The sequence below is a fragment of the Pseudomonas sp. TH37 genome (assembly GCF_016650735.1).
Taxonomy (GTDB): Bacteria; Pseudomonadota; Gammaproteobacteria; order Pseudomonadales; family Pseudomonadaceae; genus Aquipseudomonas; species Aquipseudomonas farris.
Genome location: NZ_JAEKFD010000007.1, coordinates 222,508 through 245,058, shown reverse-complemented (window position 1 = coordinate 245,058; position 22,551 = coordinate 222,508). Strand labels below are relative to the sequence as shown.

The following is a 22,551-nucleotide window of genomic DNA, read 5'->3' as shown; positions in this document are numbered from 1 at the left end:
GTAGCGGATACAGCGAGGGATCAGGCGTAGGTATCGATCAACGTACCGAGCATTTCATCGGATGCCTTGGCGACTTTGACGCCCAACTCCACCTGGAACTTACCTTGGGACATCTCGACCATGTTGCTGGCCAGATCCGATTGCTGGCTGCGGTCTACCGAACGCAGACGATCAACCTGAATCTCGGAGGATTGACTGGTGACCGAACGCTCGATGGTGTTGTTGGCGATCTGACCCGAAGCCTGATCGACACGGTTCTGCCCTGTCTGAATAGTGCTCAGACCAGCATAAAAAGCGGTGTTTCCTGAGATTTCCATGGGTGAACTCGTCCGACAAAGGATCAACAACGGCCATTGAACCAGACAAGCCGACAAAAGGCCCGACAAAAACACTAATGGCACAGTGCCTTGTCATAGGTAAAACCCACGTTAAAATTTCAGTCCAGCAGATCCAGCTGCAGGTGCTCGGCCACCGCTTCGACTGTCACCGATTTGAGTTTCGGCACCCGCCCCAGACACGGCGCGGGAATGCGCTCGGCCAGCGTCGCGAGGTTCTCTTCCAGGCGCGAAGTCTTCGGATCAATGATGTTGGCCACCCACCCTGCCAACTGCAAACCATCCCGTGCGATCGCCTCGGCTGTCAGCAGTGCATGATTGATGCAACCCAACCGTACGCCGACCACCAGGATCACCGGCAGACCCAGCGCCATGGCCAGGTCCGACAGATTGTCCTGATCCGCCAACGGCACTCGCCAGCCGCCAGCGCCTTCGATCAAGGTGAAGTCCGCCTGCATATCGAGAATCTGCCGCATCGGTGTCAACAGGGATTGCACGGTCAACGCCACGCCAGCCTCCCGGGCCGCCAGATGCGGTGCAATCGCCGGTTCGAACGCGACAGGATTGACCTGATCGTAGGTCAACGGTATCGAGCACTCGGCCAACAGGGCCAACGCGTCGGCGTTGCGCAAACCCTTGGGCGTCAGGTCGCAACCCGAGGCCACCGGCTTGCCTGCCGCAGTGCTCAAACCCGCTAATCGCGCGGCATGCAGCAAACCTGCGGCGACGGTGGTCTTGCCGACATCGGTGTCAGTACCGGTGATGAAATAGGCTGCACTCATAAGGGTTTCTCCAACACGGCGTAAACCACTTGATAAGTCGCCGGCAGTCCCTGTGCCTGACGATACTGCTCGTAAGCCTCGATCAGGCCGAGGATCCGCGCCCTGCCGGTCAAACCGCCTGGCCGACCGGGGTTCAGGTTATGCGCCCCTAGTGCCTTGAGCTCATGGGTCAGGCTGCGGACATCGGGGTAATGCAACACATGCGGCTGCGTTTCGAGGCTGACGACCTTCAAGCCGCTGCCCGCGCAAAGCTGTTGGTAAACACCGAACTCGCGAAAGCGGTTGACGTGCACCATGCCATCCACCTGACGCCAGCTGTCGCGCAATTCGTACAGAGTGCCTACACACAGACTAGCAAACGCGAAAATTCCGCCCGGTTTCAGTACCCGATACGCTTCATTGAGCACCGAAGCGAAATCCGCGCACCATTGCACCGCCAGGCTGGAGAAGACCAGGTCGCAGGTAGAGTCCTGCAACGGCAAGCGCTCCGCATCGCCCGCGATGAAATGAGTCGCGCCGCCCAAGGGACGGGCGTGATTGAGCATGCCTTCTGCGATGTCCAACGCCACGCCAGCGCTCGCAGAAAATTTCTCCGCCAAGGCTCGGCTGAAGTACCCGGTGCCGCAGCCCATATCCAGCCAACGAGCAGGGACAAAATCCTCCGGCAACCGACACAACAACTCGCTGCCCACGTCGCGCTGCAATTCGGCCACGCTGTCGTAGCTCGCCGCCGCACGGGAAAAGGACGCCGCCACCTGGCGTTTGTCGGGCAAGCCGCCAGGCAGGTTGGGAAGGGATAAATCAGTCATCACCGAACTCATGCAAAAAGGCCTGAATCGCCCCCGCCACACCGTGAGGGTCTTCCAGAAGAAACGCGTGACTGGCCTGTTCAATCAGACCGATTTCGACATCCGGCAGGAGTGCCAGCAAGTCGCCCGCCGCTTCGGCCGGGACCAGCCCGTCGAGGCCGCCAAACAAATGCAATTGCGGCCCGCGAAACGCCTGCAACGCTTGCCGGGTATCCAATTGGGCAAGCAACTCCAGGCCGCTCATCAGCACCGGCGAAGACGTATGCGGTGCGCCAGCGAGCAACAGTCGCGATATCCCGCGTGGGTCTTCGGCACCTTGGGCGCACAGCAGCGAAAAACGTTTCAACGTCATGCGCGAGTCAGCCTTGCAGCCGGCCAGAAACGCATCGAAGGTCTCACCGGGCATCGCGCTCGGCCACTGCTCATGGGCGACAAAAGAAGGGTTGCTCGCCAGCGTCACCAGGCCGCAGCAGCGGTCACCGCGTCGCGCCGCTAATTCGGACGCCAGCATGCCACCCAATGACCAGCCACCGAGCCAGGCATCCTGTGGCAACGTCGAGTCCAACTCATCAAGCCATTCTTCAAGGTCGCTCGATTCCAGTTCCGGCAACGGCTCGATCTCGACGCGCAGGTGCTCATCCAAACCCTGCAAGGCCGCTGCCAAGGGTTCCAGCGGCGAAATCCCGAGACCCCAACCCGGCAGCAGAATCAGACGATCACGCATGGCTTGGCTCCGGTCCCAGTTGTTGAAAACAATCGGCCAGTCCATTTAACAATAGCTGTACCTGCGCCTCGCTGTGAGCGGCGGTCAGGGTTACGCGCAAACGTGCGCTGCCTGCAGGCACGGTCGGTGGACGAATCGCAGTCACCATCAGCCCACGTTCACGCAGCATCTGCGACAGTCGAACCGCGCGCCCGGCATCGCCGATCATGATCGGCTGGATCGGCGTGAAACTGTCCATCAACTCCAGGCCAATCTGTTCGGCGCCTTGGCGGAACTGGCGAATCAGCGTCTGCAGATGCTCACGTCGCCAGTGTTCGCTGCGTAACAGCTCCAGACTTTTCAGCGTCGCGCAGGCCAGTGCTGGCGGTTGGCTGGTGGTGTAGATGTAAGGACGAGCGAACTGGATCAGGCTTTCAATCAGCTCTTCACTGCCGGCCACAAACGCACCGGCCGTACCGAAAGCCTTGCCGAGGGTACCGACCAACACCGGCACGTCTTCCTGACTCAGACCGAAATGCTCGACGATCCCGCCGCCGTTGGCACCCAGCGGACCAAAACCGTGAGCGTCATCGACCATCAGCCACGCGCCTTTGGCCTTGGCTTCCCGCGCCAGCGCCGGCAGGTCGGCGATGTCGCCGTCCATGCTGAACACGCCATCGGTGACCACCAGCGTATTGCCGGTGGCCTTCTCAAGGCGCTTGGCCAAACTGGCCGCGTCGTTATGCAGATAGCGATTGAAACGCGCGCCGGACAACAGCCCCGCATCCAGCAACGATGCGTGATTGAGACGGTCTTCCAGCACCGTATCGCCCTGCCCGACCAGTGCGGTGACTGCGCCGAGGTTGGCCATGTAACCGGTGGTGAACAGCAACGCTCGCGGGCGACCGGTGAACTCGGCGAGGGCTTCTTCCAGTGCGTGATGCGGGCCGCTGTGGCCGATCACAAGATGCGAAGCGCCACCACCCACGCCCCAACGCGACGCGCCGGCACGCCAGGCTTCGATCACTTGCGGGTGATTGGCCAGGCCCAGGTAGTCGTTGTTACAGAACGCCAGCAACGGCTGACCATCGACCACCACTTCCGGGCCTTGCGGGCTTTCGAGCAATGGGCGCTGGCGATAAAGGTTTTCGGCACGACGGGCAGCAAGGCGCGCGCTGAGATCGAAAGACATTCAGGCCTCAAGTGTCAGATCACATATATCAGGATGGACACAGATCCTGTGGGAGCTGGCTTGCCTTCGATAACGGCGTCACATTCAACAAAGATGTCGAATGCTCCATCGCTATCGCGGGCAAGCCCGCTCCCACAGTGTTTTGCATTGCATCAAAAGAGTCGATTCCAGCTTCAGACAGCAGCGTTATAGAACTGCTCGCTGCTCTTCTGCTCCACCAGTGCTTGTTCGATCGCGGCCTGATGCACTTCGTCGGCGTGCTCTTCGCGCGCTTCCGGCAGGATGCCCAGACGCGAGAACAGTTGCATGTCCTTGTCTGCCTGCGGGTTGGCGGTGGTCAGCAGTTTTTCGCCGTAGAAAATCGAGTTGGCGCCGGCAAAGAACGCCAGGGCCTGCATCTGCTCGTTCATGGCTTCGCGGCCGGCGGACAGGCGCACGTGGGATTTCGGCATCAGAATGCGAGCGACCGCGAGCATGCGGATGAAGTCGAACGGGTCGATGTCGTCGGCATTTTCCAGTGGCGTACCGGCAACTTTCACCAGCATGTTGATCGGCACCGACTCTGGATGCTCGGGCAGGTTAGCCAGCTGGATCAGCAGGTTGGCGCGGTCGTCGAGGGACTCACCCATGCCGAGAATGCCACCGGAGCAAATCTTCATCCCCGAATCACGCACGTAGGCCAGGGTTTGCAGGCGCTCGCTGTACGTACGAGTGGTGATGATGCTGCCGTAGAACTCAGGCGAGGTGTCGAGGTTGTGGTTGTAGTAATCCAGGCCGGCTTCGGCCAGCGCGACGGTCTGGTCCTGATCGAGACGACCGAGGGTCATGCAGGTTTCCAGGCCCATGGCTTTCACGCCTTTGACCATCCCCAGCACGTACGGCATGTCTTTAGCCGACGGGTGTTTCCACGCCGCGCCCATGCAGAAACGGGTCGAACCGATGGCCTTGGCGCGAGCGGCCTCTTCGAGGACCTTCTGCACTTCCATCAGTTTTTCTTTTTCCAGGCCAGTGTTGTAGTGGCCGGACTGCGGACAATATTTGCAATCTTCCGGGCAAGCACCGGTTTTGATCGAGAGCAGCGTCGAGACCTGGACGCGGTTGGCGTCGAAATGCGCGCGGTGCACCGTCTGCGCCTGAAACAACAGGTCGTTGAATGGCTGAACGAAGAGTGCTTTGACTTCGGCCAAAGACCAGTCATGACGCAGGGTTGCAGTGGTGCTGGCGCTCATGGGCGTTTCCTTGTTTATGCTTGGCAAGCGGCTGGGGGAATGGAATACCCACAGACGCGACACGGATGTTCGGCATATTTAAGGAAGAGCGATGCGCTGTCAACCACGATACGAAGGGCCGGTTTACATCTGGTTAAAAAACAAACAAACCTGTTTGCTCTGCGCAGAAGCCGCAGACGACACCACGCCAATTTGCATGGCCTGCGAAACCGAGTTGCCCTGGCTGGGCGATCAATGCCAAACCTGCGCCCTGCCTTTGCCCGCCACGGGCCTGACGTGCGGCCAATGCTTGAAACAACCACCGGCCTTCGAGCGAGTCGCAGCGCCCTGGACTTACAGCTTTCCGGTCGACAGTTTGATCACCCGCTTCAAGCACAGCGCAAAGTGGCCATTTGGCCGCCTGCTCGCCGAACTTCTCGCTCAGTTCCTGCAACATCGCTTCGATGAAGATCTGGATCGGCCCGATGCGCTGATACCGGTACCGCTGGCTTCCAAACGTCTGCGCCAGCGGGGTTTCAACCAGGCGGCGATGCTCGCCCGCTGGCTGAGCGTCAGCCTCGACATTCCTTGTGATGAAACACTGTTGCTGAGAATCCAGGACACCAGCGCGCAACAAGATCTGAATGCCGAAGCACGCAAGAAGAACCTGCGCAACGCCTTTGCCCTGGCGCCAGAAGCTTCTATCAAGGGCCGCCACTTCGCATTAGTGGATGATGTGCTGACCACCGGCGCCACAGCCCAGGCTTTGGCTCGCTTGTTGATGGATGCGGGTGCTGCGCAGGTCGACGTCTACTGCCTGGCCCGCACCCCAAAACCTGGCGACGTGACCTGACTTGACTCCCACGCGCCAAGCCGCCAACGTCCTCCCCATCGCCACAGCCCAAAGCGTCTCGCCATGTCCTTGCCTACGTTGTTGTCCCAGCACATTGTCCGTCGTCCGCAGCGCATCGCGTTGCTGCAACACATCGCCGAACAAGGCTCAATCACCCGCGCCGCGAAAAGCGCGGGTCTGAGTTACAAAGCGGCGTGGGACGCCATCGACGAGCTGAACAACCTCGCGCAGAAACCGCTGGTGGAGCGTAGCGTCGGCGGCAAGGGCGGTGGCGGCGCCAAACTGTCCAGCGAAGGCGAGCGCGTGTTGCGCCTGTATCAAAAGCTCCAAGCCTTGCAGGCTCAAGTGCTGGAAGCCGCCGAAGAGGCCAGTGACCTTGACCTGCTCGGTCGCCTGATGCTCAGAACCAGCGCGCGCAACCAACTGCACGGCAAGGTCGTGGCGATCGATACACAAGGGCGCAACGACCGCATCCGTCTTGAACTGGCCGAAGGCTTGCGTATCGATGCGCAGATCACTCACGACAGCACTCTGCGCCTGGAACTGCAAACCGGCACCGAAGTGGTAGCACTGATCAAGGCCGGTTGGCTGGAACTGCTGAGCATCGATCAAGCCGCGGCGCCCGGCAACAATTGCCTGAAGGGCACGGTTGAAGAAATCCTCGACGCCGAAGACGGTCCCAGCGAAGTGCGCATCGGCTTGCCCAATGGCCAGACACTTTGCGCCCTGTCCGAGCAACTGCACCTGAAAACCCTCGAGCTTACTGTCGGAAAACCGGTGCTGGTGCAATTCGCGCCATCCAACATTCTGCTGGGCACACCGCTCTAGATCAGACGCTACGCAACCCTGTAGCAGCTGCCGAAGGCTGCGTTCGATCGCGAAGCGGTCGTAAACCTGCCACCGCGACGCAGCCTTCGGCAGCTGCTACAAAAATCAGTGCATCGCCTGCAACAAAACGTTCATCAACCATCATTAAGGTGACTGCAAAAACCCGCAGGGAGCCTGATGTGAGCTTATTAGAAGACAACCAACCCACCGACCTCGAAAAGATGGTTGGCCTCAGCCGTCGAGGCTTCATCAGCGCTGGTGCCCTCTGCGGTGCAGCGATGTTTCTCGGTGGCAATTTGCTGAGTCGCAGCGTGCTGGCCGCCAGCGTCAGCGCCGGCTCCAGCAAACTGTTGGGTTTCGACAGCATCGCCGCCGCCACGACCGACACCATTACCCTGCCGCCAGGCTACAAGTCCTCGGTGCTGATCAGCTGGGGCCAGCCACTGCAAAAAAATGGTCCGGCGTTCGACCCGAGCGGCAACGGCACGGCCGAGGCGCAGGAAGTCCAGTTCGGCGACAACAACGACGGCATGAGCCTGTTCGAATTCCCCGGTGACAAAGACCGGGCGCTGATGGCGATCAACAACGAATACACCAACTACCGCTACCTCTACCCTCACGCCGGCACGCCGCAATCGGCGGAAGACGTGCGCAAGGCCCTGGCCTGCGAAGGCGTGTCGGTCATTGAAGTACAGCGCAAGAACGGCCAGTGGCAGTTCGTCCAGGGCTCACGCTACAACCGGCGCATTCACGGCAACTCGCCGTTGAGCCTGAGCGGTCCGGCGGCTGGTCACGAGCTGATGAAAACCAGCGCCGACAAACACGGCAAGAAAGTCCTCGGCACCTTCCAGAACTGCGCCAACGGCAAGACGCCATGGGGCACTTATCTGACCTGCGAAGAGAACTTCACCGACTGCTTCGGCAGCAGCAATGCCGAGCAGAAATTCGATGCCGCGCAGAAACGCTACGGCGCGGTGGCGGCCAGTAAAGAAATCAACTGGCATCAACATGATCCGCGCTTCGACCTGGCGAAAAACCCCAACGAACTCAATCGTCATGGCTGGGTGGTGGAAATCGACCCGTTCGATCCGCAGTCGACGCCGGTCAAACGCACCGCGCTGGGCCGCTTCAAACATGAAAACGCCGCGCTGGCCGAAACCAATGACGGTCGCGCCGTGGTGTACATGGGCGACGACGAACGTGGCGAGTTCATCTATAAATTCGTCAGCCGCGACAAGATCAACCACAAAAACCCCAAAGCCAACCGCGACCTGCTGGATCACGGCACCTTGTACGTGGCGCGTTTCGACGCGGGCGACGGCAACGCTGATCACCCGAAAGGCCAGGGCCAGTGGATCGAACTGACCCACGGCAAGAATGGCATCGATGCCAGCAGCGGTTTTGCCGATCAGGCCGAAGTGCTGATTCACGCACGCCTCGCAGCCAGCGTTGTGAGCGCCACGCGCATGGACCGTCCGGAATGGATCGTCGTCAGCCCCAAGGATGGCCAGGTTTATTGCACCCTGACCAACAACGCCAAACGCGGCGAAGAAGGCCAACCGGTGAACGGGCCGAACCCGCGCGAGAAAAACGTCTACGGGCAGATCCTGCGCTGGCGCACCGACCGCGACGATCACGGCTCGAATAGCTTTGCCTGGGATCTGTTTGTGGTCGCCGGCAACCCGGGCGTCCACGCCGGCACGCCGAAGGCCGGTTCGTCGAACATCACCCCGCAGAACATGTTCAACAGCCCGGACGGCTTGGGCTTCGATAAGGACGGGCGTCTGTGGATTCTCACAGATGGCGATTCGAGCAACGCCGGTGACTTCGCGGGCATGGGCAATAACCAAATGCTCTGTGCCGACCCCGTGACGGGCGAGATCCGTCGTTTCATGGTCGGCCCGGTGGGCTGCGAGGTGACGGGGATCAGCTTCTCGCCGGACCAGAAAACCTTGTTTGTCGGGATTCAGCATCCGGGGGAAAACGGTGGGTCGACGTTCCCTGAGCACCTGCCCAACGGCAAGCCGCGGTCTTCGGTGATGGCGATTTCCCGTGAGGACGGTGGGATCGTCGGCGCCTGACAGGGCCTCTTCGCGGGCAAGCCCGCTCCCACAGGATAGGCGCGATTTCAAAATTAGCGCATGACCTGTGGGAGCGGGCTTGCCCGCGATGGTGTCAGCCAAAATGACACACTATTCAAGCCCAACCACTATAGAAGCCCCGTCTGCGCTACCATGCTTGGCCGGACGCGGCAGCCTGCTGCGCGCAGGAGTCAGCATGGCCCACCCGTTTGCAACGCTCACCCCAGACCTCGTGCTCGATGCCGTCGAAAGCATCGGCTTTCTCAGCGACGCACGCATTCTGGCGCTCAACAGCTACGAGAACCGTGTCTATCAGGTCGGCATCGAAGACTCCGAGCCGCTGATCGCCAAGTTCTACCGTCCGCAGCGCTGGACCAACGAAGCGATTCTCGAAGAGCACCAATTCACCTTCGAACTCGCCGAGTGCGACGTACCGGTGGTCGCGCCGATGATTCACAACGGTGCCAGCCTGCACGAACACAACGGTTTCCGTTTCACCCTGTTTCCCCGCCGTGGCGGCCGTGCGCCGGAGCCGGGCAATCTCGATCAGCTGTATCGCCTGGGCCAACTGCTCGGTCGGCTGCACGCGGTCGGTGCTACAAAACCGTTCGAACACCGTGAAGCGCTGGGGGTAAAGAACTTTGGTCAGGACTCGCTGACGACATTGCTCGAAGGCAATTTCGTACCCAAAAGCTTGCTGCCAGCCTACGAGTCCGTTGCCCGCGACCTGCTCAAGCGTGTCGAAGAGGTCTACAAGGCCACGCCGCACCAGAACATCCGCATGCACGGCGATTGCCACCCCGGCAACATGATGTGCCGCGATGAGATGTTCCATATCGTCGACCTCGACGACTGCCGCATGGGCCCGGCGGTGCAGGATATCTGGATGATGTTGGCGGGTGATCGTCAGGAATGTCTGGGGCAGTTGTCGGAATTGATGGACGGCTACAACGAATTCCACGACTTCGACCCGCGGGAACTGGCGCTGATCGAACCGCTGCGCGCCTTGCGCCTGATGCACTACAGCGCCTGGCTCGCCCGTCGCTGGGATGACCCTGCCTTCCCTCGCAGCTTTCCGTGGTTCGGCACCGAGCGCTATTGGGGCGATCAGGTATTGGCGTTGCGTGAGCAATTGGCTGCGCTCAATGAAGAGCCATTGAAGCTCTTTTAAATTTAAGATCAAAAGATCGCAGCCTTCGGCAGCTCCTACAGGTGTACGCAATTCCTCCGTAGGAGCTGCCGAAGGCTGCGATCTTTTGCTTTCAGACACGACACATCTATACAACCTCCTTACAATCCCCTCTTTGTTAGCTGCCTAAGCAAGGATTCTCATGCAAGCCGCCAACCCGCGTCGCGGGTACATCCTGGGCCTGAGTGCCTACATCATCTGGGGCCTGTTCCCGATCTACTTCAAAGCCATCGCCAACGTGCCCGCCGTGGAGATCATCATCCACCGAGTGCTGTGGTCCGCGCTGTTTGGTGCTTTGCTGCTGCTCGTCTGGAAGCATCCCGGCTGGTGGCGCGAGCTGCGTGAAAATCCGCGGCGACTGGCAATCCTGGCCCTGAGCGGCACGTTGATCGCCGCCAACTGGCTGACCTACGTCTGGTCGGTGAACAACGGGCGCATGCTCGAAGCCAGCCTCGGTTACTACATCAACCCGCTGGTAAACGTGCTGTTGGGGATGCTGATCCTCGGCGAACGGCTGCGGCGCATGCAATGGCTGGCGGTTGGCCTGGCGGCGGTCGGTGTTGCGCAGCAAGTGTGGCAAGTCGGCAGCCTGCCGTGGGTGTCGCTGGTACTCGCATTGACCTTCGGCTTCTACGGACTGATCCGCAAGCAGGCACCGGTCAAGGCGCTGCCGGGGCTGGTGGTGGAAACCTGGATGCTGGTGCCGATTGCCGTCGCCTGGTTGCTGTTCAATCCGACGGCGAGCAGCGCGCAAGCCGAATTCTGGACCACCTCTGAAGCCTGGTGGCTGGTGGCTGCAGGTCCGGTGACGCTGGTGCCGCTGGTGTGTTTCAACGCCGCCGCACGGCACTTGCCTTACACCACCCTCGGATTTCTCCAGTACCTGGCGCCGACGCTGGTGTTGTTGCAAGCCGTTCTGCTGTTTGGCGAGCACTTGTCGTCCAGCACGCTGGTGGCGTTCATCTTTATCTGGGCCGGTCTGGCGGTTTACAGCGTTGACGCGTGGATAAGTCTGCGCCGCCGCAGCTGATCAGAAAACGTACAAATCTCTACAGGCCACGTCTCCCGTGGCCTGCATCCATCCTTCCCAAGGTTATCCACAGCGTGATCCCCGGCGTTTGTGCGCAAGTCACTGAAACTGCTGGTTTTTTGATCAGATCCTGAAGAGCCACGGCCGACATGGCCTGGCGAGGTGTCTCTACAGGTTATCCACAGGCAGGTGCACGTATAATTTGGATAACCTTTTCAGGGTTCGCTGCGCAGCACCAATTCGACCATCAGATCGTCCGCCAGGGTTTCCAGGCGCGACTGCAGCACCTCCAGCGACAATGTCAGTGGCACCGCAAGAATCGCCTCGGCATGGAACAGCGGCTCGCTGCTCATCGGCGCCGGTCGAACTTCGGTCACCAACTGCTCCAGGTTCACGCCCTGCTCACTCAGCAGACGCGTAATGTCTCGCACAATGCCCGGACGATCATTACCCACCAGTTCCATGGCAATCGGCTTCCAGGTGCAGGATTGTTCGATGCCGCTTTCGGCAATCAGCACGCGAATCCCTTGGGTCGACAATCCCTGTAGGGCGTCTACCAGTTCGTCGTAGGCCTCAGCCGGCACACCCACCCGAAGAATCCCCGCGAACTGTCCGGCCATGCGCGACATGCGGCTCTCCAGCCAGTTACCGCCGTGCTCGGCAATGCATTGAGCAATGCGCTCGACCTGCCCGGGCTTGTCTGGAGCAATTACAGTGAGTACGAGATGGTCCATGGCGCAGCCCTCTGGTCATGACTTTTGTTATAGAAAAACAAGTATAGGCAAGGGGCTGGTTGTGGCGAGGGGGCTTGCCCCCGTTCGGCTGCGCAGCAGTCGCCAAATTGCCAAAATGCGGACTGGTGGAGAGATGCAGAGGGCCGCTTCGCGCCCCAACGGGAGCAAGCTCCCTCGCCACAAAAGCAATGCCCCATAGCAGGGCATTCAATATTATGTGTACAAGTTTTTATATTTAACTGGAACAATCCAATAGTTTTTTGAGAACATCCTGTTCCCCGACATGACCGCAATGCGTCACGGGGTCGCAGAACGACGTAATTAGTCTAATTTTCACAACCGCAATTCATCATGTAGTATGCCGCAGCGCGCACTACATAACGCTGGATCGATGTCTGCCGCAGGTGCCGCCGCAACCCCTGAAAGCCCTGTCAGCAAGGCCGCAAAGCCGTTGATCGGATCGAACCCAGCCGCCAGCAATGGCATGTACTGGTAGATGGGTTTGTGGTTTAAATGGCCAGAGGCTTCATTGTTAAATTGAAGAGCTGAAAAGCGAAATAGCTGAGCAGAGTGAGGCAAGCAATGACTGAACACGTTCAAGTCGGTGGCCTGCAGGTCGCCAAAGTCCTGTTCGACTTCGTGAACAACGAAGCCATTCCCGGTACCGGCCTCACCGCCGACAAGTTCTGGGCCGGTGCCGACAAGGTCATCCATGACCTGGCGCCGAAGAACAAAGCTCTACTCGCCAAACGCGATGATTTCCAGGCAAGTATCGATGCCTGGCACCAGGCTCGTGCAGGTGTTGCGCACGATGCGGTGGCCTACAAAGCCTTCCTGCAAGACATCGGTTATCTGCTGCCAGAAGCGGCCGATTTCCAGGCAACGACACAAAACGTCGATGACGAAATCGCCCGTATGGCCGGTCCACAGCTGGTGGTGCCGGTGATGAACGCGCGCTTCGCGCTCAATGCCTCGAATGCCCGTTGGGGTTCGCTGTATGACGCGCTCTACGGCACCGACGCCATCAGCGAAGCGGACGGCGCGGAAAAGGGCAAAGGCTACAACAAGGTTCGCGGCGACAAGGTCATTGCCTTCGCCCGCGCCTTCCTCGACGAAGCCGCGCCACTGGCTGCCGGCTCCCACGTCGATTCCACCGGCTACAAGATCATTGACGGCAAACTGGTGGTCGCCCTCAAAGGCGGCAGCAACACCGGCCTGCGCGACGATGCGCAATTGATCGGTTTCCACGGCGATACAGCGGCTCCAACCGCGATCCTGCTGAAAAACAACGGCCTGCACTTCGAAATCCAGATCGACGCCAGCACCCCGGTCGGCCAGACCGACGCTGCCGGTGTCAAAGACATCCTGATGGAAGCCGCGCTGACCACCATCATGGACTGCGAAGACTCGGTTGCCGCGGTCGATGCCGATGACAAAGTGGTGATCTACCGCAACTGGCTCGGCCTGATGAAAGGCGATCTGTCGGAAGAAGTCTCCAAGGGCGGTCAGACCTTTACCCGCACCATGAACGCCGATCGCACCTATACCGCCCTCGATGGCAGCGAACTGAGCCTGCACGGTCGCTCGCTGTTGTTCGTGCGCAACGTCGGTCACCTGATGACCATCGACGCGATCCTCGATAAAGACGGCAACGAAGTACCGGAAGGTATTCTCGATGGCCTGGTGACTTGCCTCGCGGCGATTCACAGCCTCAACGGCAGCAGCACGCGCAAGAACAGCCGTACTGGCTCGGTCTATATCGTGAAGCCGAAGATGCACGGCCCGGAAGAAGCTGCGTTCACCAACGAGCTGTTCGGTCGCATCGAAGACGTCCTCGACTTGCCGCGCAACACCCTCAAAGTCGGGATCATGGACGAGGAGCGCCGTACCACGGTCAACCTCAAGGCCTGCATCAAGGCTGCCGCCGAGCGTGTGGTGTTCATCAACACTGGCTTCCTCGACCGCACGGGCGATGAAATCCATACCTCCATGGAAGCCGGCCCGATGGTGCGCAAGGCCGACATGAAGGCTGAAAAATGGATCAGCGCCTACGAGAACTGGAACGTCGACATTGGTCTGAGCACCGGCCTGCAAGGTCGCGCCCAGATCGGTAAAGGCATGTGGGCCATGCCGGATCTGATGGCAGCGATGCTCGAACAGAAAATCGCTCACCCGATGGCCGGTGCCAACACCGCCTGGGTTCCATCGCCGACTGCCGCCGCGCTGCACGCGTTGCACTATCACAAGGTCGATGTGTTCGCCCGCCAGGCCGAACTGGCCAAACGTACTCGCGCTTCGGTGGACGACATCCTGACCATCCCGTTGGCCGTCAATCCAGACTGGACCACGGAGCAGATCAAGAACGAACTGGACAACAACGCCCAGGGCATTCTCGGTTACGTGGTGCGCTGGATCGACCAGGGCGTGGGCTGCTCGAAAGTGCCGGATATCAATGACGTCGGCCTGATGGAAGACCGTGCGACGCTGCGTATTTCCAGCCAGCACATCGCCAACTGGCTGCGCCACGGCATCGTCACTGAAGATCAGGTGATGGAAAGCCTCAAGCGCATGGCGCCGGTGGTTGACCGTCAGAACGCCAGCGACCCGCTGTACCGTCCGCTGGCACCGAATTTCGACAGCAACATCGCCTTCCAGGCGGCGGTCGAACTGGTGGTCGAAGGCACCAAACAGCCGAACGGCTACACCGAGCCGGTTCTGCACCGTCGCCGTCGCGAATTCAAGGCTGCCAATGGCCTTTGAGTAAACGCTGACGCCGGACATGAAAAAGCCCTGATCGAAAGATCAGGGCTTTTTTATGCCACGGTCCCTGTGGCGAGGGAGCTTGCTCCCGCTCGACTGCGCAGCAGTCGTATGCGGTGTATCAGATACATTGGGATCGCTGGTTTTGGGGCGGCTTCGCAGCCCAGCGGGAGCAAGCTCCCTCGCCACAAAAAGCTGCAGCCCTGAGGTCCGCGCTACACATCCATCCCCAGCTCATGCTTGACCAATTCAAGCAGCTTGCCGCTATCGATGGGTTTGAGCAGAAAGTCCACTACGTGCAGGTGCATCGCTTCGATCGCATCCTTCACGTCAGCGTCACCGGAGACGATGATGATCGGCAACGCCGCACGAGCCGATTCCCGCACCTGACGGATCAGTTCCAGACCATCGACATGTCTCATCCGCAGGTCGGTAATCACCAGCCCGATCGATGGCTTCGCCTCCAGCAATTTGAGCGCCGCTTCGCCACTGGCTGCCGTCATGCAATTGATGCCGTCCAGTCCCAGAATTTCCGACAGTAATTCCCTGGAGTCCTTATCGTCATCGACGATCAGTACCCGCTGCGGCGGCAAGTCTGGTTCCAACATAACGGCACTGAGCGCTTCGCGCTCGGCATCACTCAAAATATCGTGGTCGGACATGGCTTTCTCAACGTTTTCGATTCGATCCCTGACACAGTGGTCAGACATCGCTAAGCAGACTTCAATGTGCACTTCGTCGGAAACTATTCCAATAGATAATGTAGGAGGTTTTTCCCGCAATTGTGTCAGACATTTCCCATATTCCGACCGCGGCACTGCCTACCTAGACTTACGTCCAATGGGCACCCTGCCCGCAGGGGCCGACCATGCCTGTAACGATCTGACACAACGATCCGACACAACAATCAGAAAAAGACTGCGGTAATGGTTATGAGTAAAGCGGACGCCTTCACCCAGGCAGGGAAAACCGCGGTGTTGCAGAACATCCAGGGCACTTTGCAATTCCTACAGCGCTTCCCGCCGTTCAATCAGATGGAAAACGCCCACTTGGCCTATCTGGTCGAGCAATGTCAGCTGCGTTTTTATGCCCCCGGCGAGAGCATCATCAAACCTGCCGATGGCCCGGTTGAGCATTTCTACATCGTCAAACAGGGCCGGGTCGTGGGCGAACGTCCGCACACGGCCAAGGGCGGGACCGAAACCACCTTCGAAATCACCACCGGCGAGTGCTTCCCCCTCGCCGCGCTACTGGGGGAACGGGCGACTCGCACCGAACATCTGGCGGCCGAAGATACCTTTTGCCTACAGCTGAATAAGCTGGCGTTCATCAAACTGTTCGCACTTTCCAGCCCATTTCGCGACTTTGCCCTACGCGGTGTCAGCAGTTTGCTGGATCAGGTCAACCAGCAAGTGCAGCAAAAAGCCGTGGAAACCCTCGGCACCCAGTACTCACTCAATACCCGGCTGGGCGAACTGGCCATGCGTCACCCGGTGACCTGCAGCCCGATCACGCCTCTGCGTGAAGCCGTGACGCTGATGCACGATCAGCAAGTCGGCAGCATTGTGGTAGTCGATGAGCAAAAGGCACCGCTGGGCATTTTCACCCTGCGCGACTTGCGACATGTGGTGGCCAACGGCACCAGCGATTTCAATGAAGCCATCGAAGGGCACATGACCCGGGCGCCGTTTTACCTGACGCCGGACCACAGCGCCTTCGACGCCGCGATTGCCATGACCGAGCGGCATATCGCCCACGTCTGTCTGGTCAAGGACCATCGCCTGTGCGGCGTGGTCTCGGAACGCGACCTGTTTTCCCTGCAACGGGTCGATCTGGTGCACCTGGCGCGGACCATTCGCAGTGCCCATAAGCTGGAAAACCTGGTGGCGATGCGCGGCGAAATCGGCCAATTGGTGGAGCGGATGCTGGCCCACGGCGCGTCCTCGACCCAGATCACCCACATCATCACCCTGCTCAACGACCATACCGTGTGCCGGGTGATCGAACTGGTGCTCGCCGAGAAAGGTGACCCCGGCGTGCCGTTCAGTTGGCTGTGTTTCGGCAGCGAAGGCCGCCGCGAGCAGACGCTGCACACTGATCAGGACAACGGCATTCTGTTCGAAGCCCGCGACGCGGCCCACGCCGCCGAGATTCGCGGCAAGTTGCTGCCCATCGCCCAGCAGATCAATCAGAACCTGGCGCTGTGCGGCTTCACCCTGTGCAAAGGCAATATCATGGCCGGCAATCCCGAGCTGTGTCTGTCCCGGGCCGAATGGGCGCGACGTTTTGCGGCGTTTATCCGCGAGGCGACACCGGAAAACCTGCTGGGGTCGAGCATCTATTTCGACCTGCGCGTGGTCTGGGGCGACGAGCGAGGCTGCGAGCAACTGCGCCAAGGCATTCTCGATCAGGTCGGCGACAACCGCTTGTTCCAGCGGATGATGGCCGAAAACGCCCTGCGCAACCGCCCGCCCGTAGGGCGTTTTCGCGAATTCGTGCTGGCTCGCAAGAATGGCGAGAAGGCCACGCTCGACCTGAAACTCCAGGGCTTGACCCCTTTTGTCGATGGCGCACGAGTGCTGGCCCTGGCCCACGGCATCGACACCAACAATACCCTGGAGCGCTTTCGCCAATTGGTGGACAAAGAGGTTATTGAACGGCTGGACGGCGCGGCGTACGAAGAGGCGTATCACTTCATCCAGCAAACCCGCATGCAGCAACATCAGCTACAGACCCGGGAGAATTTGCCCTACTCCAACCGTGTCGATCCTGACAGCCTCAATCATCTGGACCGACGCATCCTGCGTGAATCCCTGCGCCAGGCCCAACGCCTGCAAAGCAGCCTGACCCTGCGGTATCAGTTATGAGCCTGTTTTCATGGCTGCGGCCGGTCAACCCCATTTTGCCCGGCGAACTGCAACAACGTCTGGAACGCTTGCCTGCCGTGGCCGAGCTGGGTGATTGCAGCCTGCGCGAGCAACGCTGGGTGGTACTCGACCTGGAAACCACCGGGCTGAACCTGAACAAGGATCGGCTGCTGTCCATCGGGGCGGTGGTGATCGAGGACGGGGCGATCGATTTCAGCCAGCAATTCGAACGCACGTTGCAATGCAGCGAACTCAAACTCGGCCCCAGCGTGTTGATTCACGGTCTGGGACCCAGCGCCATTGCTGCCGGCAGCGACCCCGCGCAGGCCCTGCTCGAATTCATGGAGTTCATCGACGACAGTCCGGTGCTGGCGTTTCATGCGCCGTTCGATCAGCACATGCTGGGGCGCGCGCTGAAAGAACATCTGGGCTACAAGTTGCAGCATCCGTTTCTGGACGTGGCAGACATCGCGCCGCTGCTGTGCCCGCAGGCGCACTTTCGCGAGGCCGGGCTGGACGAGTGGATCGACTGGTTCAAGCTGGAGGTCTTCGAACGGCATAACGCCAGTGCCGATGCCTTGGCGACGGCGGAGCTGGTGCTGATTTTATTCAGCCGGGCGCGACAGCAGCAGATTCATAGCCCGTTGAATTTGCAGCAGCGGCTGAGTCAGTGGAAGCGGCGGCGGCAAGCGCCTTCGCTCTAGATCTTCGGTGACTGTTCGGGCCCCATCGCGGGCAAGCCACGCTCCCACAGGTTTTTCGTCGTCCGCCGATTTTGCAAACGGCACAAAACCTGTGGGAGCGTGGCTTGCCCGCGATGAACGATAACTCGGTCTGACTGGATATTCCCCCCGCAAAAACCACCCGACCAGCGCCAATTGCTTACCTCCCCTGCCTCTGCCACAATCGCGAACAATTCTCGTTACTTAACACTTCTCATTCGGTGATGTTGCGTGTCGTCAGTCCAAAGCCCTCACAGTGAGCTCGTCGGTGCGTTGTATCGCGACCATCGCGGTTGGCTATTGGCCTGGCTGCGGCGCAACGTGGCCTGCCCACAACGGGCCGAAGACCTGAGTCAGGACACCTTCGTGCGCTTGTTGGGCCGTGATGAATTCAAGGAGCCTCGCGAACCCCGGGCGTTTCTGGTGGCGATCGCCAAGGGCCTGCTGTTCGACTATTTCCGCCGCGCCGCGCTGGAACAGGCCTACCTCACCGAATTGATGCTGATCCCCGAAGGTGAACAACCGTCGGTGGAAGAACAGCAACTGATCCTCGAAGACCTCAAAGCCATTGACCGCCTGCTGGGCAAGCTCTCGAGCAAGGCTCGGGCGGCGTTTCTCTATAACCGTCTCGATGGTCTCGGCCACGCCGAAATCGCTCAGCGTCTGGGCGTGTCGGTGCCGCGGGTTCGTCAGTATCTGGCCCAAGGCATTCGTCAGTGCTACATCGCGTTGTACGGTGAGCCGGTATGAGCCCGGTCAACTCCAAGCCCGTGTCGGCGCAAGTGCTGGATGCCGCGATTGCCTGGCAACTGTCACTGGATTCCGGCAACACGGTCGAGCGCGAGGAATTCGCCAAATGGCACGCCGCCCACGAAGAACATGCTCGGGCGTGGCGTCAGTTGGGCATGCTCGACCAGCGTTTCAGCGTCGCCAACGGCCCGGCCCGCACAGCCTTGCTGCAATCGCGCGAAAGCATCCGGCGACGGGTGCGCAAGCTCGGCAGCGGTCTGGCCAGCATCGTGGCGGTGATCGGCCTGGCGCTGTTCGCCGGTGATCGTTATCTGCCCATCGATTATTGGCTGGCCGACCAGCGCACCGCTACCGGTGAGCAGCGCACCCTACGCCTGACCGACGGCACGCTGATCAACCTAAACACCCACAGCGCAGTGGATGTGCGCTTCGATGAGAAGCAGCGACTGATCGTCCTTCAGGAAGGGGAAATCCTCGTAGAAACCGGCCATGGCGATGCCCGGCCGTTTATCGTCGAGACCCGCGAAGGCAGCATGCGTGCATTGGGGACGCGGTTCCTGGTCAAGCGTGAAGAAGAAGGCACGCGCCTGAGCGTATTGAAATCAGCGGTCGCCGCCCATCCCGAATCGAGCCCCGAGGAACAGATCCTGCGCGAAGGCCAGCAAGTGCTGATGCGCAGCAATGGCCTGGGCCCGATCATCGCCCTCAACCTCGGCGCCGATGCCTGGACCCGCGGCATGCTGGTGGTGGACAACGCGCGGCTGGAGGATCTGGTCCAGGAACTCGGCCGTTATCGTCGCGGGCATCTTGGCGTCACACCGGAAGTCGCCGACCTGCGCATCACCGGCAGCTTCCCCTTGAACGATACCGACAAGGCGCTGAGTGCACTTTTGCCGACCCTGCCGGTGCAGATCGAACAGCACACGCCATGGTGGGTGACAGTGGCGACGAAGACTGAGGCCAAGCCCTAAAAGCTGCTGCGCCTGATCCGCCGCCTTCGCGGGCAAGCCCGTTCCCACAGGTTTTGTGTCGTTCACAGAACTCCCGCTCGACACAAAACCTGTGGGAGCGTGGCTTGCCCGCGATGGGGCCATCCGCCTCACCGCAATTGATAAATCGAAATTATTTTCATCTCGCCCTATCACTTTTGAATTCTCGTCCGGCACCTAGGCAATTGAGAAATATTTCCATTCAGGAGCCGCTGTATGTCCCGTTCGCTAGACACCGTGTTGCGCCCCCGTTTGCTGGCGGTCGCTATTGCCCTTTGCGCCCCTCTGGCCAGCAGCCAACTGATCGCCGCTGAACAGGCGTCCAGCGTTCGCGCCTACAACCTGCCGGCTGCGCCATTGGCCAGCACCCTGAATCAGATTGCCAGCCAGGCCGGTTTGGCGCTGTCGTTGAATCCGTCGCTGGCAGCAGGCAAGACCTCGGCCCCGGTGAAGGGCCAGTTCGACGCCACCGGCGCCCTGCGTGAAGCCTTGCGCGGCACCGGCCTGCAACTGGAACAGAGCAGCACCGGCACCTACAGCCTGGTGGCAGTGCCCGAGGGCGTGATGGCCTTGCCGGAAACCGCAATCATCGGCGCGGGAAATATTGAAAGCGCCTGGGGCCCGACCGAAGGCTACCTGGCCACCCGCACCGCGGCAGGCACCAAGACCGACACCGCGATTGCCGAACTCCCTCGCTCAGTCTCAGTGGTCACCCGCGAGCAAATGGATGATCGCTCCGTGCTCAGCCTCAACGATGCCCTGCGCTATACCGCTGGTGTACAGAGCAGCGGTTATGGCTCGGATTCGCGCAATGACTGGCTGCTGGTGCGCGGTTTTATACCCACTCAGTTCCTCGATGGTTTGCCGCTGCCAAAAGGCAACTACGCCACGCCGAAAATCGAACCGTGGAACCTTGAGCGCATCGCCGTCCTGCGTGGCCCGGCGTCCTCGGTTTACGGCCAGACCCCGCCCGGCGGTCTGCTGGACATGGTCAGCCGTCGACCCGAGGCACAAAGCAGCCACGAAGTGGAACTGCAGGCCGGCAGCAACGAACACAAGCAGATCAACTTCGACAGCACCGGCAAAATCGACGACGAAGGGCAGTTTCTCTATCGCGTCAGTGGCGTGGTTCGGGACAGCAATGCGCCGGTCGATCACATTCCCGACAAACGCTACAACTTGGCACCCAGCCTGACCTGGAACATCAACGACGACACCCGGCTGACCTTGCTGTCCCAATACACCCGCGACGACACCGGTATCACCGGGCAGTTTCTGCCGCTGCAAGGCACAAAACTGAGTACGCCCGCCGGAAAGATTTCCCATCACAAGAACCTTGGCGATCCGGACTGGGAATTCTACGACCGCACCTATTACGCCCTGGGTTACGCCTTCGAGCACCGCTTCAATGACACCTGGCAGTTCCGCCAGAACCTGCGCTACACCAAGAATGATCTGGAATTTCAGGGCATCACCGCGGGCGGGCAGATCTGGCCGGCGGGCCCGGATGAAGCCGTCAGCGACGATGGCACCATCCAGCGCACCGCAGGCAAGGTCGATGAGGACACCAGCCAGTTCGCGGTGGATAACAACTTCCAGGCCGACTTCCAGACCGGGGCCCTGAGCCACACCTTGCTGCTGGGCCTGGACCACCAGCGCTCCAACACCAATTCCCGCTGGTTGTGGGGTTCGGCGGGCGTGCCGTCCAGCAACATCAACCGGCCGGTGTACGGACAGGATTTTTCCAACGTCACCTACTTCACGATGTACGACTACAACCAAAAAACCCAACAAACGGGCCTCTACGCTCAGGATCAGATTGCCCTGGACAACTGGCGCCTGACCCTCGGCGGGCGTGAAGACTGGGTCCATACCGGCACGGTGTTCCACAATCAGAACGATGCGACCAACACTCAGCGCGACGAGAAATTCAGTGGCAACGCGGCGCTCAGCTATGTCTTCGACAATGGTGTAACGCCCTACCTGTCGTATGCGGAGTCTTTCCAGCCAGCAACCGGTGCCGCGGTCAACAGCACCGATTCGTTCAAGCCGACTGAAGGCAAGCAATACGAAGCCGGGATCAAGTACCAGCCACCCGGTACCAAAACGCTGCTAACCGCTGCCGTGTTCGACCTGACTCAGGAAAACCTGTCGGTCACCGAAAACAACATCACCCGTCAGGTGGGTGAAGTCCGGGTACGCGGCCTGGAACTGGAAGCCAGCGGCGACGTTACCGACAATCTCAAACTGGTCGGTTCGTACACCTACAACGACAGCGAAATCACCAAAGGTGCCAGCGCCGAAAAAGGCAATCGCATGGCACAGGTTCCGCGCCACCAGGCCACTGCATGGGCCGACTACACCTGGCACAACGGCCTGCTCGACGGTTTCGGCGTGGGCGCCGGTGTGCGTTATGTCGGCGACACCTACGGCAATACCACCAACACCGATTGGGGCCACGTCGGCTCCTACACCGTGTATGACGCCTCGGCCCATTACGACCTCGGTCGCCTGAACAGTTCGCTCAAAGGGGTCTCGGTGGCAGTGGATGCCAAGAACCTGTTCAACAAGGACTACCTGTCCACCTGCGACGGCTTCTACTGCTACTACGGCGACGAACGCAACGTGGTCGCCAGCGTGAATTACAAGTGGTAACGGATTGACCCCATCGCGACAAAACAAGGGTCACGGCACAGCCGTGGCCCTTTTGCATTTGGAT

At 60.1% G+C, this 22,551-nt stretch carries 20 protein-coding genes; 11 read left to right on the top strand and 9 right to left on the bottom strand.

What is annotated here, in order from left to right; genetic code table 11:
* Positions 1-20: 20 nt before the first annotated feature.
* The 6 genes from JFU11_RS19270 to bioB all read right to left on the bottom strand — a co-directional run bounded on the left by JFU11_RS19270 (position 21) and on the right by bioB (position 5,050).
* Positions 21-317 (bottom strand): hypothetical protein, encoded by a 297-nt coding sequence (locus JFU11_RS19270; RefSeq protein WP_007904188.1) that lies wholly within the window; start codon positions 315-317, stop codon positions 21-23.
* A gap of 119 nt (positions 318-436) precedes the next feature.
* A complete protein-coding gene (gene bioD / locus JFU11_RS19265; RefSeq protein WP_123719592.1) occupies positions 437-1,117 on the bottom strand; it encodes a dethiobiotin synthase in 681 nt (226 codons plus the stop codon).
* Complete coding sequence (gene bioC / locus JFU11_RS19260) at positions 1,114-1,926, bottom strand: malonyl-ACP O-methyltransferase BioC (RefSeq protein WP_123719593.1); 813 nt, start codon at positions 1,924-1,926, stop codon at positions 1,114-1,116. Before bioC ends, bioD begins: the two co-directional genes overlap by 4 nt.
* The gene (locus JFU11_RS19255) at positions 1,919-2,650 is read right to left on the bottom strand and encodes an alpha/beta fold hydrolase (protein WP_038981188.1); all 732 of its coding nucleotides are present in this window, start codon (positions 2,648-2,650) and stop codon (positions 1,919-1,921) included. The genes bioC and JFU11_RS19255 overlap by 8 nt, the downstream gene beginning before the upstream one ends.
* A complete protein-coding gene (gene bioF / locus JFU11_RS19250) occupies positions 2,643-3,821 on the bottom strand; it encodes an 8-amino-7-oxononanoate synthase (RefSeq protein ID WP_038981185.1) in 1,179 nt (392 codons plus the stop codon). The genes JFU11_RS19255 and bioF overlap by 8 nt, the downstream gene beginning before the upstream one ends.
* Positions 3,822-3,994: 173 nt before the next feature.
* Complete coding sequence (gene bioB, locus JFU11_RS19245; RefSeq protein ID WP_201061834.1) at positions 3,995-5,050, bottom strand: biotin synthase BioB; 1,056 nt, start codon at positions 5,048-5,050, stop codon at positions 3,995-3,997.
* A 91-nt stretch (positions 5,051-5,141) separates the two neighbouring features.
* Here bioB and JFU11_RS19240 point away from each other — a divergent pair, with 91 nt between their 5' ends.
* The 5 genes from JFU11_RS19240 (at position 5,142) to rarD (ending at position 11,010) form a co-directional block, all read left to right on the top strand.
* A complete protein-coding gene (locus JFU11_RS19240) occupies positions 5,142-5,882 on the top strand; it encodes a ComF family protein (RefSeq protein ID WP_201061832.1) in 741 nt (246 codons plus the stop codon).
* Between the two features lie 63 nt (positions 5,883-5,945).
* Complete coding sequence (locus tag JFU11_RS19235) at positions 5,946-6,710, top strand: TOBE domain-containing protein (RefSeq protein WP_201061830.1); 765 nt, start codon at positions 5,946-5,948, stop codon at positions 6,708-6,710.
* Positions 6,711-6,889: 179 nt separating this feature from the next.
* The gene (locus tag JFU11_RS19230; RefSeq protein ID WP_201061828.1) at positions 6,890-8,791 is read left to right on the top strand and encodes a PhoX family phosphatase; all 1,902 of its coding nucleotides are present in this window, start codon (positions 6,890-6,892) and stop codon (positions 8,789-8,791) included.
* A gap of 196 nt (positions 8,792-8,987) precedes the next feature.
* Positions 8,988-9,962 (top strand): serine/threonine protein kinase, encoded by a 975-nt coding sequence (locus tag JFU11_RS19225; RefSeq protein ID WP_123357589.1) that lies wholly within the window; start codon positions 8,988-8,990, stop codon positions 9,960-9,962.
* Between the two features lie 160 nt (positions 9,963-10,122).
* On the top strand, positions 10,123-11,010 hold the full coding sequence (rarD, locus tag JFU11_RS19220; protein ID WP_123497325.1) for an EamA family transporter RarD: 888 nt from the start codon (positions 10,123-10,125) through the stop codon (positions 11,008-11,010).
* 215 nt (positions 11,011-11,225) lie between these two features.
* Here rarD and JFU11_RS19215 read toward each other — a convergent pair whose 3' ends face one another.
* Positions 11,226-11,744: a glycine cleavage system protein R gene (locus tag JFU11_RS19215; RefSeq protein ID WP_038981174.1), complete on the bottom strand. Its 519-nt coding sequence runs from the start codon at positions 11,742-11,744 to the stop codon at positions 11,226-11,228.
* A 333-nt stretch (positions 11,745-12,077) separates the two neighbouring features.
* On the bottom strand, positions 12,078-12,344 hold the full coding sequence (locus JFU11_RS19210) for a hypothetical protein (protein ID WP_148710183.1): 267 nt from the start codon (positions 12,342-12,344) through the stop codon (positions 12,078-12,080).
* Here JFU11_RS19210 and JFU11_RS19205 point away from each other — a divergent pair.
* A complete protein-coding gene (locus JFU11_RS19205; protein WP_201061826.1) occupies positions 12,327-14,504 on the top strand; it encodes a malate synthase G in 2,178 nt (725 codons plus the stop codon). The two genes, JFU11_RS19210 and JFU11_RS19205, sit on opposite strands and share 18 nt — an antisense overlap.
* Positions 14,505-14,719: 215 nt before the next feature.
* Here the strand turns inward: JFU11_RS19205 and JFU11_RS19200 are convergent, their stop codons facing one another.
* Complete coding sequence (locus JFU11_RS19200) at positions 14,720-15,166, bottom strand: response regulator (protein WP_123719599.1); 447 nt, start codon at positions 15,164-15,166, stop codon at positions 14,720-14,722.
* A 264-nt stretch (positions 15,167-15,430) separates the two neighbouring features.
* Between JFU11_RS19200 and JFU11_RS19195 the strand changes: the two genes are divergently transcribed.
* The 5 genes from JFU11_RS19195 to JFU11_RS19175 all read left to right on the top strand — a co-directional run bounded on the left by JFU11_RS19195 (position 15,431) and on the right by JFU11_RS19175 (position 22,487).
* A complete protein-coding gene (locus tag JFU11_RS19195; RefSeq protein ID WP_201121346.1) occupies positions 15,431-17,371 on the top strand; it encodes a putative nucleotidyltransferase substrate binding domain-containing protein in 1,941 nt (646 codons plus the stop codon).
* A complete protein-coding gene (locus JFU11_RS19190; protein ID WP_201061819.1) occupies positions 17,368-18,075 on the top strand; it encodes a 3'-5' exonuclease in 708 nt (235 codons plus the stop codon). Before JFU11_RS19195 ends, JFU11_RS19190 begins: the two co-directional genes overlap by 4 nt.
* Positions 18,076-18,324: 249 nt before the next feature.
* Positions 18,325-18,843, top strand: a complete 519-nt coding sequence (locus JFU11_RS19185) for an RNA polymerase sigma factor (protein ID WP_201061817.1) — start codon at positions 18,325-18,327, stop codon at positions 18,841-18,843.
* Positions 18,840-19,814 carry a FecR family protein gene (locus JFU11_RS19180; RefSeq protein WP_201061815.1) on the top strand — a complete coding sequence of 325 codons (975 nt, stop codon included), beginning with the start codon at positions 18,840-18,842 and terminating at the stop codon, positions 19,812-19,814. Before JFU11_RS19185 ends, JFU11_RS19180 begins: the two co-directional genes overlap by 4 nt.
* A gap of 234 nt (positions 19,815-20,048) precedes the next feature.
* Entirely contained in the window at positions 20,049-22,487 is a 2,439-nt protein-coding gene (locus tag JFU11_RS19175) for a TonB-dependent siderophore receptor (protein WP_201061813.1), read from the top strand.
* The last annotated feature ends 64 nt before the right edge of the window (positions 22,488-22,551 follow it).